This window comes from Pseudaestuariivita sp. (assembly GCF_052825805.1).
The window spans coordinates 94,315-109,308 of record NZ_JBRBVB010000002.1 but is presented as its reverse complement, the minus strand read 5'-3'; the positions used below and the strand labels follow the sequence as shown (position 1 = coordinate 109,308).

18 protein-coding genes are annotated in these 14,994 nt (G+C 65.0%); 6 read left to right on the top strand and 12 right to left on the bottom strand.

The window, feature by feature from the left end; genetic code table 11:
* The first annotated feature begins 148 nt into the window (after positions 1-148).
* From ACU0B3_RS01620 to ACU0B3_RS01595, 6 genes are all read left to right on the top strand, one after another.
* On the top strand, positions 149-445 hold the full coding sequence (locus tag ACU0B3_RS01620; protein ID WP_446259062.1) for an FtsB family cell division protein: 297 nt from the start codon (positions 149-151) through the stop codon (positions 443-445).
* 151 nt (positions 446-596) lie between these two features.
* Positions 597-1,613: a pyruvate dehydrogenase (acetyl-transferring) E1 component subunit alpha gene (pdhA, locus tag ACU0B3_RS01615; protein ID WP_446259061.1), complete on the top strand. Its 1,017-nt coding sequence runs from the start codon at positions 597-599 to the stop codon at positions 1,611-1,613.
* Positions 1,613-1,843 (top strand): hypothetical protein, encoded by a 231-nt coding sequence (locus ACU0B3_RS01610; RefSeq protein WP_446259060.1) that lies wholly within the window; start codon positions 1,613-1,615, stop codon positions 1,841-1,843. The genes pdhA and ACU0B3_RS01610 overlap by 1 nt, the downstream gene beginning before the upstream one ends.
* Entirely contained in the window at positions 1,843-3,225 is a 1,383-nt protein-coding gene (locus tag ACU0B3_RS01605) for a pyruvate dehydrogenase complex E1 component subunit beta (protein WP_446259059.1), read from the top strand. The genes ACU0B3_RS01610 and ACU0B3_RS01605 overlap by 1 nt, the downstream gene beginning before the upstream one ends.
* Positions 3,225-3,467, top strand: a complete 243-nt coding sequence (locus tag ACU0B3_RS01600; protein WP_446259058.1) for a hypothetical protein — start codon at positions 3,225-3,227, stop codon at positions 3,465-3,467. The genes ACU0B3_RS01605 and ACU0B3_RS01600 overlap by 1 nt, the downstream gene beginning before the upstream one ends.
* Position 3,468: 1 nt before the next feature.
* Positions 3,469-4,806, top strand: coding sequence for a pyruvate dehydrogenase complex dihydrolipoamide acetyltransferase (locus ACU0B3_RS01595; protein ID WP_446259057.1), 1,338 nt, complete (start codon positions 3,469-3,471; stop codon positions 4,804-4,806).
* A gap of 391 nt (positions 4,807-5,197) precedes the next feature.
* Here ACU0B3_RS01595 and cysE read toward each other — a convergent pair whose 3' ends face one another.
* The 12 genes from cysE to ACU0B3_RS01535 all read right to left on the bottom strand — a co-directional run bounded on the left by cysE (position 5,198) and on the right by ACU0B3_RS01535 (position 14,961).
* On the bottom strand, positions 5,198-6,010 hold the full coding sequence (cysE, locus tag ACU0B3_RS01590) for a serine O-acetyltransferase (protein ID WP_446259056.1): 813 nt from the start codon (positions 6,008-6,010) through the stop codon (positions 5,198-5,200).
* 99 nt (positions 6,011-6,109) lie between these two features.
* Entirely contained in the window at positions 6,110-10,030 is a 3,921-nt protein-coding gene (locus tag ACU0B3_RS01585; RefSeq protein ID WP_446259055.1) for a baseplate multidomain protein megatron, read from the bottom strand.
* Positions 10,031-10,033: 3 nt separating this feature from the next.
* The gene (locus ACU0B3_RS01580) at positions 10,034-10,483 is read right to left on the bottom strand and encodes a peptidase (RefSeq protein ID WP_446259054.1); all 450 of its coding nucleotides are present in this window, start codon (positions 10,481-10,483) and stop codon (positions 10,034-10,036) included.
* Complete coding sequence (locus ACU0B3_RS01575; protein ID WP_446259053.1) at positions 10,480-11,355, bottom strand: DUF2163 domain-containing protein; 876 nt, start codon at positions 11,353-11,355, stop codon at positions 10,480-10,482. The genes ACU0B3_RS01580 and ACU0B3_RS01575 overlap by 4 nt, the downstream gene beginning before the upstream one ends.
* Complete coding sequence (locus tag ACU0B3_RS01570; protein WP_446259052.1) at positions 11,352-11,984, bottom strand: phage distal tail protein, Rcc01695 family; 633 nt, start codon at positions 11,982-11,984, stop codon at positions 11,352-11,354. The genes ACU0B3_RS01575 and ACU0B3_RS01570 overlap by 4 nt, the downstream gene beginning before the upstream one ends.
* An 11-nt stretch (positions 11,985-11,995) precedes the next feature.
* Positions 11,996-12,646, bottom strand: coding sequence for a phage tail tape measure protein (locus ACU0B3_RS01565; RefSeq protein ID WP_446259051.1), 651 nt, complete (start codon positions 12,644-12,646; stop codon positions 11,996-11,998).
* A gap of 12 nt (positions 12,647-12,658) precedes the next feature.
* Positions 12,659-12,832 (bottom strand): rcc01693 family protein, encoded by a 174-nt coding sequence (locus ACU0B3_RS01560; RefSeq protein WP_446259050.1) that lies wholly within the window; start codon positions 12,830-12,832, stop codon positions 12,659-12,661.
* Positions 12,822-13,151 carry a gene transfer agent family protein gene (locus ACU0B3_RS01555; protein ID WP_446259049.1) on the bottom strand — a complete coding sequence of 110 codons (330 nt, stop codon included), beginning with the start codon at positions 13,149-13,151 and terminating at the stop codon, positions 12,822-12,824. Before ACU0B3_RS01555 ends, ACU0B3_RS01560 begins: the two co-directional genes overlap by 11 nt.
* A gap of 2 nt (positions 13,152-13,153) precedes the next feature.
* Positions 13,154-13,576, bottom strand: a complete 423-nt coding sequence (locus ACU0B3_RS01550) for a phage major tail protein, TP901-1 family (RefSeq protein ID WP_446259048.1) — start codon at positions 13,574-13,576, stop codon at positions 13,154-13,156.
* 40 nt (positions 13,577-13,616) lie between these two features.
* A complete protein-coding gene (locus tag ACU0B3_RS01545) occupies positions 13,617-14,027 on the bottom strand; it encodes a DUF3168 domain-containing protein (RefSeq protein ID WP_446259047.1) in 411 nt (136 codons plus the stop codon).
* Positions 14,024-14,365: a head-tail adaptor protein gene (locus tag ACU0B3_RS01540; protein WP_446259046.1), complete on the bottom strand. Its 342-nt coding sequence runs from the start codon at positions 14,363-14,365 to the stop codon at positions 14,024-14,026. The genes ACU0B3_RS01545 and ACU0B3_RS01540 overlap by 4 nt, the downstream gene beginning before the upstream one ends.
* Positions 14,362-14,961, bottom strand: coding sequence for a head-tail connector protein (locus ACU0B3_RS01535; protein WP_446259563.1), 600 nt, complete (start codon positions 14,959-14,961; stop codon positions 14,362-14,364). Before ACU0B3_RS01535 ends, ACU0B3_RS01540 begins: the two co-directional genes overlap by 4 nt.
* Positions 14,962-14,994: the final 33 nt, after the last annotated feature.

Sequence of the window (14,994 nt, the reverse complement as noted above, 5' to 3'; positions counted from 1 at the left end):
GACAGGCCGCCACGCACGTTTGCGCGAGCATCTGTCGCCGCGCCGCAACACTGCGCGGGGCAAGCGTACATGCGGGGGATTCAAAATCTCCCGGCCCTCTGTCACACAGACCCTATGCGCCGCCCGCGCGCGCTTTGAGGCTCAGCACATGCACCGCACGCGACCCAGCTTTGGCCCGCTGATCTTTTTCAGCCTCGCGTTCTGCCTGTCGCTTTATTTCACCTTTGCCGCCGTGCAGGGCGATTTCGGCCTCTTCAAACGCGCCGAGATCGACAGCGAGACACGAGCGCTCAAGACCGAGCTGGCGCTCTTGCAGACCGAAGTGGCAGAGCTCGAGAACCTGACGCGCCGCCTCAGCGACACCTGGCTCGATCTCGATCTTCTCGACCAGCAGGCGCGAGACGTGCTCGGCTTCGTGCGCCCCGACGAGATCGTCATCGACTAAATTAACAGCTTGGGAACCTTTCTAAGCGCACATGCGTTTCGCGCATGGCAGGAATGCGCTTGGGAGTGTCGCTAAATTTGCCCTCGCGCTTTAAGGACAAGTCAGATAGTTTAACGTTAAACTATGTGCCGAAGTGGAGGAGCCGCAGCGTATGGCCGCGAAGAAATCGACACGGAAATCGAACGTGTCCGCCGAAGACCTCAAAGCATATTACAAGGACATGCTGCTGATCCGGCGGTTCGAAGAGAAAGCCGGACAGCTCTACGGAATGGGCCTGATCGGCGGCTTTTGCCACCTTTACATCGGACAGGAAGCAGTGGTCGTAGGGCTCGAAGCCGCGGCCGAGGAAGGCGACAAGCGCGTCACCTCCTACCGCGACCACGGTCACATGCTCGCCTGCGGAATGAACCCGGACGGCGTGATGGCCGAGCTCACCGGACGCGAGGGAGGCTATTCGCGCGGCAAGGGCGGCTCGATGCACATGTTCAGCCGTGAGAAGCATTTTTACGGTGGTCACGGCATCGTCGGCGCGCAGGTGCCCATCGGCGCCGGCCTCGCCTTTGCCGACAAGTACCTCGAGAACGGTCGCGTGACCTTTGCCTATTTCGGCGACGGTGCGGCGAACCAGGGTCAAATCTACGAGACCTTCAACATGGCGGCCCTTTGGAAACTGCCGGTCGTCTTCGTCATCGAGAACAACCAGTACGCGATGGGGACGGCGCAGAGCCGCTCAACCTCCACTCCGGCGCTCTACACGCGCGGCGAGGCGTTCGGCATCCCCGGCGAGGAAGTCGACGGGATGGACGTGCTCAAGGTCAAGGAAGCCGGCGAGAAAGCCGTCGCACATTGCCGCAATGGTGACGGTCCCTACATCCTCGAGATCAAGACCTACCGCTACCGCGGCCACTCCATGTCGGACCCGGCCAAGTACCGGACCCGCGAGGAAGTGCAAAAGATGCGCGAGGAGCGCGACTGCATCGAGATGGTCCGCAAGATGCTGCTCGAGGGCAAACACGCCTCCGAAGAGGACCTCAAGGCGATCGACAAGGAAATCAAGGAGGTCGTGAACGCCTCCGCCGAGTTCGCCAAGGAGAGCCCCGAGCCCGACGTGAGCGAGCTCTACACCGACATCTACGCCGACGAGCTGCCGCAAGGCGAGGCGGTGTGATGGCGGAGAACGTCACGAACGAGCTGCTGCTCGAACATCTCAAGCGGATGCAGGATCGCCTGAACGGCCTTGAGAACGGTCAAAAAGATATCATGGCAGAGCTGCGATCGCACAAGTCGATTCTCGGCGCTCTGGTGTCGTCTGAGTCGATCCAGGATGGACGGATCGCGGAAATATCTGTGCGCCTCGACCGGATCGAAGCGCGGTTGGACTTGAAGGAGGCCAACTGATGGCAACCGAAATTCTGATGCCCGCCCTCTCCCCCACAATGGAGGAAGGCACGCTGGCGAAATGGCTGGTCAAGGAAGGCGATACCGTCTCCTCCGGCGACATCCTGGCCGAAATCGAAACCGACAAGGCCACGATGGAGTTCGAGGCCGTCGACGAGGGCGTGATCGGCAAGATCATGGTCTCCGAAGGCACCGAAGGCGTGAAGGTCAACGACCCCATCGCCATCCTCGTCGAAGAGGGTGAGGATGTGCCGGACGAAGTCGAAACCTCCAGCGCGCCCGCGCCCGCCGCCCTGTCAGGCGAGGAAGGCAAGACGGAGGCCAAGGCCAACGGTGCAACGCCCGCCGCGCCGAAGGCACCCGAGACCGACGCCTCCCCCGACTGGCCCGAAGGCACCGAATTGAAACAGCAGACCGTGCGCGAGGCCCTGCGCGACGCCATGGCCGAAGAGATGCGCGGCGACGAGGGTGTTTTCCTCATGGGTGAGGAAGTGGCCGAGTACCAAGGCGCCTACAAGATCAGCCAGGGCCTTCTCGACGAGTTCGGCGGCAAGCGCGTCATCGACACGCCCATCACCGAGCACGGGTTTACCGGCATCGGCGTCGGCGCGGCCTTCGGCGGGCTGAAACCCATCGTCGAGTTCATGACCTTCAACTTCGCCATGCAGGCGATCGACCAGATCATCAACTCGGCGGCCAAGACGCTTTATATGTCGGGCGGTCAGATGGGCTGTCCGATCGTCTTCCGCGGCCCCAACGGCGCGGCGGCGCGCGTTGGCGCCCAGCACTCGCAGGACTACGCGGCGTGGTACAGCCATATCCCGGGTCTCAAGGTTGTCCAGCCCTACTCGGCCTCCGACGCGAAGGGGCTTTTGAAACAAGCCATCCGCGACCCGAACCCGGTTGTCTTCCTTGAGAACGAGATCCTCTACGGGCGCTCCTTCGATGTGCCCGTGATGGACGACTTCACAATCCCTTTCGGCAAGGCAAAGGTCTGCCGCGAGGGCGAAGACGTCACGCTCGTCAGCTTTGGCATCGGCATGCAATACGCCCTCGAGGCGGCTGAAAAGCTTGCCGAAGATGGGATCAGCGCCGAAGTCATTGACCTGCGTACGCTCCGCCCGATGGACACCGCCACGGTGATCAAATCGGTGATGAAGACCAACCGCTGCGTCACCATCGAAGAAGGCTTCCCCGTCTGCTCGATCGGCAACCACATCTCGGCGGTGCTGATGCAGGAGGCGTTCGACTACCTCGACGCGCCCGTCATCAACTGCACCGGCAAGGATGTGCCCATGCCCTACGCCGCAAACCTCGAGAAACTGGCGCTGGTCACCACCGCCGAAGTGACCGAGGCCGCGAAACAGGTGACGTACCGCTGATGCAGGTGCTCGGGCGCGACATGAATCTCAACGCCTACCGCGTCCAATGCGATGCGGCGGGTGTGACCGGGTTTGTGCCCGAAAGCCTCATGACCGACACGATGGTGGGCTTTCCCTCGCACGGAGCCGCCTACGACTGGATCGCAGCGCATCAGCCGCAGATCACCCAAGCCCTGACCGCGCGGGCCGCCAATCGCACCCCGCGCCCGCCCTACGACCGCATCACGCTCGCGGAGGACTAAGATGCCGACCCAAATCCTCATGCCCGCCCTGTCGCCCACGATGGAGGAAGGCACCCTCGCCAAATGGCTCGTCAAGGAAGGCGATACAGTCTCTTCCGGCGACCTTCTGGCCGAGATCGAAACCGACAAGGCGACCATGGAATTCGAGGCCGTGGACGAGGGGACGGTGGGCAAGCTGCTCGTCTCCGAAGGCACCGAAGGGGTCAAGGTCAACTCCCCTATCGCCGTGCTGCTCGAGGACGGCGAAAACGCGGACGACATCTCGGGCGAGGCGGACGCACCCGCGTCCGAAGAGGCATCCTCTCATGCTGCGCCTGCCGAAGCCTCTGAAATAACCGAACCTGCGCAAGGATACGGACGCGGCGAGGCCCCTGCCTCGACAAGCTCAAGCTCGAGTTCCGAGAATTCCGGCGACCGCATCTTCGCCTCCCCCCTTGCCCGCCGCATCGCCAAGGACAAAGGTCTCGATCTGGCCTCCATCAAGGGCTCTGGCCCTCATGGCCGCATCGTCAAGGCCGATGTAGAGAACGCCAGCGCAGCGCCTGCGGAAAAACCTGCCGCCGAAACCGAAAGCGCTCCGGTTGCTAAATCCGCATCTGCACCCTCCGGCCCCTCCTCCGACGCCACCGCAAAGATGTACGCGGACCGCGAGACCGAGGACGTCGCCCTCGACGGCATGCGCAAGACCATCGCCGCGCGCCTCACCGAGGCCAAGCAGCAGATCCCGCATTTCTACCTGCGCCGCGACATCGAGCTCGACGCGCTTCTCAAGTTCCGCTCCCAGCTCAACAAGCAGCTCGAGGGGCGCGGCGTCAAACTCAGCGTCAACGACTTCATCATCAAGGCTTGCGCGCTCGCCCTGCAATCGGTGCCGGACGCAAATGCGATCTGGGCGGGTGACAAGATCATCAAGCTCAAGCCCTCCGACGTGGCCGTGGCCGTCGCCATCGAAGGTGGCCTCTTCACCCCGGTCCTCAAGGACGCCGACATGAAGTCGCTCTCGGCCCTGTCGTCCGAGATGAAGGATCTGGCCACCCGCGCGCGCGACCGCAAACTCGCACCGCACGAGTATCAGGGCGGCTCCTTCGCGATTTCGAACCTCGGGATGTTCGGCATCGACAACTTTGACGCGGTCATCAACCCGCCCCATGGCGCGATCCTCGCCGTCGGCGCAGGCGTCAAGAAACCCGTGGTCGGCGCGGACGGCGAACTGGCAGTCGCGACGGTCATGTCGGTCACGCTCAGCGTCGATCACCGCGTCATCGACGGTGCGCTCGGCGCCGAGCTCTTGGCCGCGATCAAGGACAATCTCGAAAATCCGATGGTCATGCTCGCCTGACGCGCAGCACCCTTCCAAACGCAGGAAACCGCCCGGCCGTCGCCGGGCGGTTTTCTTTTGGGATCGGGTCAGGATCCGGTTTCAATTGAAGCAAATCTGACCAAAGCGCCACGGCCTTGCCATGATTTTGGCGCCAGGCAGGCATGTTCGGGCAGCACACAGGCAAGGCAATTGAACCCCACGGAGCCAAATCCATGACTGAACGAGAGCCCATGACCCAAAAAGAACTTGTGACCCGCTTTTCGCTTTTGATCCTGCTGACAACCAGCATCTTTCTAATCGCCGGCGCCGGCTAACTCTTTGGCCCGGCATGGCAAAACGCACGATCGGGGGCTTTGCCCCCACCGTGCGTATGTGCGTGCCAGAGATGACTAAGTGAAAATCGCGCCGATCAGGGCGCGGTCGCGCGCAAGATATGGTCCATGGTGATCGACGGCTGCGAACAGCCCGCCTCCCCGACGATCTTGGCGGGCACACCGGCCACCGTCTTCATCGGGGGAATGTCGTGCAGGACGACGGACCCCGCCGCGATCCGCGAGCAATGACCAACAGAGATATTGCCGAGCACCTTGGCCCCGGCCCCGATCAGCACGCCATTCCCGATCTTGGGATGGCGGTCTTCCTCTTCCTTGCCGGTGCCGCCCAGCGTCACCGAATGCAGCATCGAGACGTTGTCGCCCACAACCGCCGTCTCCCCGATCACGATGGAGTGCGCGTGGTCGATCATGATGCCCTGCCCGATCGTCGCCGCCGGGTGGATGTCGACGCCAAAGACCTCGGAAATTCGCATCTGGAAGAAATAGGCAAGGTCCTTGCGCCCTTTCCGCCACAGCCAATTTCCAACGCGGTACGCCTGGAGCGCCTGGAACCCTTTGAAAAAGAGCATCGGCTGCAAAAACCGGTGGCAGGCCGGATCACGGTCCAGCACCGCCATCATGTCCGCCCGCGCGGCCTGTCCCAGCCAAGGCGCATCGCCATGCGCTTCGTCACAAATCTCTCGGAGCAGCTGGTCGGGCATCTCCGCCGATCCCAGCTTGAGCGCGACACGATAGCCAAGCGCCTTATCGAGCGATCCGTGGTGGAGAACGCTTGAATGCACGACCCCGCCCAGCATCGGCTCGGCGGCAATCGCGTCATGGGCTTCGGCGCAGATACGCTCCCAAACCGGGTCAACTGCGGTCACCTTCGTCTTGGACGTCGCCATGGCGGGCCTCCCTTTCGGTGACCCAGATATAGACAGCAATCCCCTCAGCACAAACGCAAATCTGTGATGGCCCCTTTCACAGCGCAGCGTGTGACAAGCTCACGCCTGCCACACAGCCGCCGGTCCCGGCCCATAAACAGCGCTAATCTGCGCCACCGTGACCGAGACATCTGCCACTCCGTCAGCGCTCTGCATCGCGGCGGAATAGGTCCAGCCCGGCGCCGTGACAGTGGTTTCCCGGACGATGGCCTCGCCATCCCGCACCCGCACCAGATACGCCTCGCGCTCCTCGCCCAGCGGGACCTCCATCGGCTCCCAGGCGTCCCCCGCCACCCGCGTGCGCCGCACCCAGGTAAAGCGCAGGTCCCCGCCATCGGGCATCACATTCAAATGTGCCGGACGGTAGGGGCGCAGCCCTTCCCCCGTGAAGGCCACTGCCTGCTCCTCATAGACCGGATCGTCTATCGGCCGGCGCGCCGGCCCGATCCTGTAGGTCTGCGACACCAAACGCTGATTGAGTGAAAGCGCAAGCTGCTCGGGTACGCCATCGAGAAGCACGACCCGCGCCCCAACAGGCCACGCCTCCGGCATCTTGCCGTCCGACCCAGCCTGCCCCCGCAGACGATGGGACAGCTCGAACACCCGCGGGCTCATCGGCACGGCGTCACGGAATTGAAAGAGCTCCCAACGGTCAACGGACCCGTCCCCGATCGCCATCAAGTTGCCACCGGCCAGGAGCGCCGCGTCCGTGATCCCACTCAACGCGCCCTGCATCAGCTTCACCCGAAGAGGCGCACCGCGGTCGATCAGCCCCGGCTGTGCCGCAAAGAGAGGCGTTTCCGTCACCCCCAGCGTCGCCGCGCCCGCAATCAGGTCCGCAAGCTCGAAATCGGCGTCACTTGCGGACTTGTATACCGCCACCGATCCCGGCCAGGGCCGAGCCGAGACGGCCAAGTGCGGCGCATGCGGCACCTCGTCCCCGGACATGAGCGGCAAGTCGAGGAACACGGGCGTCACCGGAACCGCAGGTTGGAAGGCCGACAGGATCGGATCGCTACCTTCGATATCCGCAGGCGTGTAGACGTTGGGTTCGATCCGCACCGCCTCGACACCCAGACCCGCGCCGTGTTCGAGGCGGTCGATGCGGAAACGGGCCTCAGGCGGCGCGCCTTCGACCGAGACGACCTGACCGGGCGCGACATCCTGCATCGACGGTGGCAAGGCAAACCGCAGCGTGTCACGCGCAACACGCGCCTCCGACAGCCACCGCTCGACCACATGCCGTCCCTCGGCCCGGCTCATCACCAAAGGGACTTCGCTTTCCGACACCGAATGAGTGCGATCCTCGGACAAGACGGATTCCTCGGAAATGACGGCGTAGTCGCCTTCGCCTTCGAAGAACTTGACCCGCACGCGCCCCATCAGCTCCACATCCGAGCCGCGCACCAGCTCGAGGCCGCCGCTGTCGCCGTCCCCCTCGACGAGGTGATCGGCGCTGATCTCGCGCGGCAAAGCCCCGTCGCGCATCACAAACTTGAGCGTGCCATCCGCCTCCACCGCGTCGAACGCAAAGCGCAGCATCAGTGGCTGGAGCGCGGAGCGCACATCGGTGACATCCGGCACGGAGTAGCCACGCACGACCCCGCGGAGGTCGCTGACATCGACGTCGAACACACCAGCCTCCGCGCACAGCTCCCGCACCACGTCGGCAAGCGTGCGGAACGAGACGCGCCCGGTGATCCAATGGCCCCGGTGGTAGTTCTCGCCATCCGTCCAAAGGCCAGAGTTGGTCGGGAACCACGGGAACGGACGCGCATCCCACGCCCAGACAAACGCGCGCGACATGTCCAGCATGCGCCCGCCGTAGACATCGGAGGCCGGGTTATGTACGGGATCGTTCCAATGCGCCAGCGTCGCCGCGACGTAGCGCGCCTGGATGAAATCGTCCCGCGCTCCTGTGGAGAAATAGGGCAAGCTCGATTCCGAAGACTTGGGATCGAGGAACTTGTTCGGCTGGTTCGTGCCCTTGTCGATGGCGGCGCAGCCGTATTCGGTGAACCAGACGGGCTTGGACTGCGGAACCCAATCGGTCGGCGTATCGCTGCGAACGCCACCCACACGGTCATGGTGCTCGTGCAGCCACCAGTTTTTGAGGTCCTTGTAGCGGAACACCCAAGGCTCGCCGTGCGCGCCGTCTTCGATCGGCGTCCGGCGCTGCATCTCGCGTGCTTCGGCGCTGTCGTAGTACCAATCGTACCCTTCACCCCCCGCCACGTTGCCTTGCAGATAGGCGAGGTTCGACACGTCTCCCCAGGCCGCGTCCAGGTGATCCTCCCCCTCGCGCCAATCGGATAGCGGCATGTAATTGTCGATACCGATGAAATCGATGACCGGGTCGGACCAGAGTGGGTCGAGGTGAAAGAACACATCCCCCGAGCCGTCTTGAGGATGGTGGCCAAAGTACTCCGACCAGTCGGCAGCATAGCCGATCTTGACATCGGGACCGAGGAGAGTGCGGCATTCCGCGGCGAGCGCGCGGAGGGCGGCAACGGCCGGGAAGCTGTTTTGCGCGCCGCGGATTTGCGTCAGGCCGCGCATCTCTGACCCGATGCAGAACGCCTCGACCGAACCCGCCGCAGCGCAGAGTGCCGCCTGGTGCAGGATAAACCGGCTGTAGCGCCATTCATTAGGCCCGGAATACACAACAGCGCCGTCTTCGATCGAGAAATCGGAGGCTTGTGCGGAGCCGAAGAACGCCGCGACTTCACTCTCCGCTGCCGCGGTTGCATCAGGTGTGCCCTCCTGCAGAGGCGCCAGCGACGTCGTGATCCGTCCGCGCCACGGCAGTTTCGGCTGTCCGTCCTCGCCGGTGTATGGGTTCGGCAAAGTGTTTCCGGCAGGTTGGTCCATCAGGATGAACGGATAGTAAAGTACCGCCTTGCCCGCCTCCGCCATCCGGCGGATCGCCTGGACGACCGACTGATCGGTCGGCGTGCCGCCGTAGACAGGACGACCATCGACCTTGGCAACGGCCTCCGCCTCGTCGCGAGTCAACCCACTGACACGCCACGGCAGTTTGGAACCGTCGAACTCAGTCTGCTCGACCTTCGGCTTGATGCGGCACTCTCCGCAGCGCAGGTCATCGCCGAACCAACTGACGATCAGGGAGGCCGCTTCACAATTGGGCAGCTCCTCATCCAACTGCCGCATCGAGGCTTCGAAATCGGTCACGCCTGTGGGCGTGTTCATGTTCGCGATGGCGCTGCCGTCCTCGCCGTAGGACATCGGCACCGGCGCCGTAGCCAGCACGTACTCTCCCGAGCCGGGCATGACCGCCACCGCCTTGATCCCGCGCGCCATGTCGGTGCCTGCCTCCGGCGCATCCGGTGCCACGGGACGGGTCACCTCAAAGTTGAACTGCGGGATGCGGCTACCAAATTGGGTGAGGCTCAAGTCCTCCATCACCACATAGGCGGTGCCGCGGTAGGCCGGAACCTGGCCTGCACCCTCGACCGCTTCGATCTTGGGATCGGGCAGCTGGTCGCCCGTGCCGTGGTAGACCCGCATGTTGAGATCATCGAGCGCGACTTCGGCGCCATCCGCCCAGACGCGGTGCACGCCCGTGATCTCTCCCTTGCCAAGCGCGATCGCGAGGCTGACCGAATAAGAGTAGGTCTTGGTCTCGGGCTCAGCAGGAGTTGACCCCTTGCCGCCCCCGCCGCCGGATTTCTTGACCCGTTCGGTGAAATGCGTGGACCAGATCACGTGGCCCGGGACGCGAAACCGGCCGTAGGTGCGTCCGATGGACTGCCCTTCCCCGGCCCCGGTGAGGCGAAACCGGTCGACCTGGCCACGCTTGACCGCGGGCTGTGAGCCCTGCCCCATGAGACGCGCGTCAATGGCACGGCCAAGCGTCGCGCCGACAAAGCGGCCTGCGGCGACCGCGCTGAGCCCCAGGAAGGAGCCGCCCACCGCGCCGCCAATCGCGGCGCCGGCAACCGAAAGCAAGATCGTGGCCATGAGTCAGTCTCCGTCTGCAGCGAGGTCCGGGAAGGCAAAGCGCGCCACGATGCGGCGCGCCCAGGGGCGGCTCAGCGGGCTTTCGACGACGCTGTGCCCCGTGTAGGCATGTATGAACGTCGGGGCGGCGCCAATTTGACCCTGAATGCCAAGGTGCTTGGCCACCGCGCCGTGCCGCATCCGAAAAAGCAGCACATCACCCGGCGCCGCATCCGCCAGATCGCGCGGAACCAGATGCGCCTTGGCCGCGCGCCACAGCTGCTCATCGCCCTGCGGCTCGGACCAGTCGCGGGTGTAGTTCGGCACCTCGGTCGGTTCAGTTCCGTGGATGGACCGCCAGACGCCCCGCAAGAGACCGAGACAGTCTGTTCCGGTCCCGCACGCGCTCGCCTGATGCAGGTAGGGCGTGCCGATCCATGTGCGCGCTTCCACAACGATGTCTGGACGGCTCATCGGCGGCTGCCTCCGGCTTTGCTCTGCGCGCGGGTGGGATGGACGAGCACCCAGTCATCCTCGGGGATGTCGGGGAAACCTTGGAAGTTCAGAACGTTGGCAAACTTGAGCCGGCAAGTCTCGAACCGCTTGTCGCAACCTGCGGTCAACGTGACCTCGTCGCCTACAGCGATGGGTGCGCCAAGCGTTTCCCACAGCTCGATCTGGCGTGTCGCGCCCACCTGGCGGTCTTCCTTGATCATCGCCGTAAGGCCCTGCGCAGCACCTGTTTCGACCGTAACCGTGCCACGCTGGAACCACTCAGCGTCAAACCCGTCCAGCGCGTCAAAGTGCAGGATGCGCCCCTCTTCCACGTCACGCAGCGCGCCTTTGTGGCGGTAGCCGGGCGTTGTGAGATCGACTTTGCATGCCTTGTCACCCAGCACCGCCGAGCAGGGTTTCTGATAGACCCGCCCTATCGGTTGGTTGAGATTGTCTGTCAGGCCGCGGATTTCGGCCTGAAACGCGGATTTGCCGCGTGTCACGTCGCCGATCATGCCGCGAAAGATGACCTGCCGGGCGTCCGTGTTATCCCACTGCACCCGCCAGGCTGTGACCGTCGCACGGTCAAATCTGCCGGCGTCGATGTCCGCCTCGCTGATCGCATCACCCGAGAGCGCGCCCATCGCCTCGGTGTTGTCGACCGAGAGGCCGGTCGACTGCTGCAGCGCCATCGCCGAAAGGCCGCTGTCTGCGCGGAACGTCAGACCGTCAAAGACGAGGTTCCGGTCATGATCGGTAAAGCCAAGCCGCATGCCATCGGTGCGCGTGATCTCCCAGGCGTGGCACACATGGGTGGCCCCGGTTTGCAGATGGTCGAGAAGCGCGCTCACAGCCGCACCTCCACCACAGGCACATTCGGCACGTCGCCAGCCTTGAAGCTCGCCACGCTCGTCTGGATGCGGTCGGTGTCAAAGCGCACCGGCACGTCGAATTCGAACCCTGCGGTGACTTCGAGGCCCTCCGCGGGTGGCGCGGCAAAGATTACCGTGCCTGCGGCCAGGTCGACCTCGTAGGTCAGCCCTTCCTGCATTTCGTCGCCCTGCACGCCCGCGCGCACCGTGCCGGCCACGGGCTTGCCGATCCGGCGCGAGACGGATTGCGCTCCGGAGGCATAGGCTTTGGTCAACGCAAATTCCGCCGTCCGGCCATCCCCGCGCCCGATGGTCTGGTCGTCGAACCGCACCTCGCGAGAGGGTTTGCAGGATTTGAAATCCGACCAGTCCTTCCACCGGAACGCGTGCAGCTGCCCCTCGCGCGCCTCGAAAAACGCGATGAGCGTCTCGACGTCGTCGAGCGAGCGCAGGCCGATCCCGGCGTCATAGCGCCGGCGGGACTGTGACCAGGGCGTGTTGCGCTCCTCGAACCCGTTGGTGAGCGTGACGATCTCGGTGCGGCGCTCGGGCCCGCCAACGGAGCCAAAACTCAGCGATGCGGGAAAGCGGACTTCGTGAAATGCCATGTCAGGTCCTCTCAGGAATTGCGGTGCGCACGGGCGAGCGCGCGCGAGGCTTGCGCCGCGATCTGGCTTTGCGAGCGTTGAAAGCCCGACACGTCGGGCGTCGTGATGTTCATCACCACGGTCACCGGCTGCCCGCCACCCTGAGCGCGCACGCCAAGCTTGCCGTCAGCGCCGCGAGTGAGCGGCATGATCGCTTCGGGACCCGCCTCCCCCATCAGGCCCGTACCGCCGCGCATGGGAAAGGTGACCGGCCCGTTCACCACCCCGCCGTTGGCAAAAGGCGTGACGCGGCCCTGGGTAAAGGCGCCCCCGTCCGCAAAAGGCGACATGCCGCCAAAGATCGCCGTGGTGCCGCGCGCGAGCATCGAGCCAAAATGCTCGGTCACCGGTTTGACGGCCGAGTTGTAGGCGGCGTTGATGAGCGACTGGCTCACCGCCTCGAGCGCGTCTGTGAGCGAAAACCCGTTCAGCACGACCCCGTCGATGGCGCGTTTGAGCCCGCCTGAGAACGTCTTTTCCAGCGCCTCCGCCTGCTTGCCGGTCGCGGCAAACGTCTGGTGGATACGCTTGAGTTCCGCGTCGAACCCCGCCGCCATGGCAGAGGTCTGCGCAAAAGCGCCGTCGAGCGCGTCGATCTGATCTTCGAGGGATTGCTGGTCCATCGGTGTCTCCATCTAGTCGGGGAAGGCCGCCATCAGCGCATCAAGACGCGACCGGCCCATCGGCGGGCTTTGCGGCTCTCCCAATAGCAGGCGCAGCTCGGCAGGTGTCAGCTGCCAGAACACGTCCGGCGTCAGGCCCAGTCCGCGCATCCCGGCCTGCATCAGCTGAGGCCAGTCAAACCGCATTCGTCGCCTCGGGCATCGCAAATGCGCGGGTGATCAGCGCCGCCGCGGCCTGTGCCGCCGCAAGCGGTCCGCCCTCGATCTCGGCCTGTGCAAGCTCCGCGGCGCTGCCGGTCCACCCACCCCCGCGCAGACCGGCCAGCAGCAGCGCCAGCACGTCCCGCGAGGAAAAGGCAGCGCCCTCGAACCGGGCGATCAGCGCCACCAGGCTATCCTCGCCGAGCGTCTCCTCGAGCTCGGCCAGCGCGCCCAGCGTAAGCCGCATGAGGTGGCGCGACCCATCCATCACCAGCGCCACCTCTCCCCTCCAAGGATTGGCCATGCTCAGGCGCCCGCGTCCGCTGTGAACGCCAATGCGCCTGCCGAGGCGAGCGAGACTTCATAGGTCGCCTCCCCGTTGTGCGAGCCCGCGTACTCGATCGACGTCACCTGAAATGCGCCCTCAATCACGCCAAAGTCCGGCACGATCACCTGGAAATTCGGCGTCTCGGCGTCAAAGAAGATCTGCCGCGCCCGCTCGTCGGTATCGGCGTCCTTGAACACGCCCGAGCCGCTGATCGCCGCCGTCTTGACGCCCGCGCCGGCAAGCAGCTCGCGCCAGCCGCCCTGGCTTTCGAGCGAGGTCACATCGACCGTCTCGGCGTTAAAGCTGATGCGCGTGGCGCGCAGCCCGGCCATCGTCTCGAACTGGCCGTCGCCGGTCAGGTCCAACTTGATGAGCAGGTCTTTTCCGTTTTGAGCCGTCATGGGCTTGTCTCCAGTCTTGCAAAGAGGGGTGGCGCGGGGGTCAGTCGTCTTCGACCCGCGCGCGAAATGTCAGGTCGATCCGGCGCAGCGCATTGGCGTCCTCCCGCCGGGCGCTTGCTTTCACGAACCGCAGCGCGATCAGAGTGCCACGGCTGAGGCTCAGGTCTGCGCCTTCGAGCGCGTCGCCCACGGCAGTCGCCGCCGTCTTGGCACTTTGAAAGCCCGCGTTCGAGGTGACCACGGACACGGTAAAGTCATGCTCCGCCCCTGCGCCGGTCTTGTCCGAACGCTCGCGCACCGCCTCTGGCCCGAGCGTGAGGTAAAGGGGCGGCACCTGGCCCGCCGGCACCGCGTCGTAGATCGCGCTGCCGACCTCGGCCTGCACGCCGGGATCGGCGCTCAGGTGGGTGTAGACGGCCTTCTGAAGGGCGGCGGATACGGCATAGGTCATGCGATGCGCTCCTCTGTGGCAAACACTGTCAGGTACTGGCCGCCCGCGTCGCGCTCGGTCACGGCCTCGATCACGTAGACCCGCGCGCCGTCGCGCAGGCGCTGCGCCGGGAGCGGACGCATCGACGAGCCAACCGGCGCGCCGCGCAGCGTGATCCGGTGGCGCACCACCGACAGCGCCACATCCGCCCCCGCCTGCCCCTGGCCCGACCGCGGGGCGATCTCCGCCCAGAGCGTGCCGAGCGGCATCCAGATGTCGGTGAACCCGCCAGCGCCATCCGGCACGCGGTCGAGACGCTCGAGCGCCAACCGCCGGTTGAGATGCGGCCGCGCGCTCATGCCGGCGCCCCGCCAAAGAGGCGCAGCGCCCGGTAACGCTCGATCAGCGAGGTCACGCCAAACGGCATGCAGCCCTGCGCCAGCCCCACATCATAGCGGTACTCGTAGTAATGCGCGGCCAGCATCAGCACGGCCTGCTGCATATCAGCAGGCAGATCGGCCCAGCCCGCGCCAAGGCCGGCGGTCAAGGTGACCTCCACCCAGCCTCCCGCCGGTGCCTGCGGCAAGGCCGCGCTGCGTGCGACGAGACGCGGGCGGTGGGTGTCCGGCTCGATCACGAAATCCGCGGCATCCTGCGCGGTGCGCGCGCCATCGCCGGCGACCACGACAACATCCGTCACGGCGGTCACCGGCGCGATCGGCATGACCTGCGCATAAGCGTCGCGCCAGCCCGTGACCATCCAGACAAAGCTGCGCGCGAGCAAAGCCTTGCCCGTCCGCGCCTCGATCGCGGCGAGTGCGGCGCGCAAAAAGCCGACCAGCACCGCGTCCTGCACATCGTCCTCGGCAAAACCCGAGCCGAGGCGCAAGTGCGCCTTGAACTCGGCCACCGGCAGCGCGGCCTCGGCAATTTGCGTTTCTTCAACCAGCATCATCGGTTCTTCTCCGAAATCCTGCACCGCTCCATC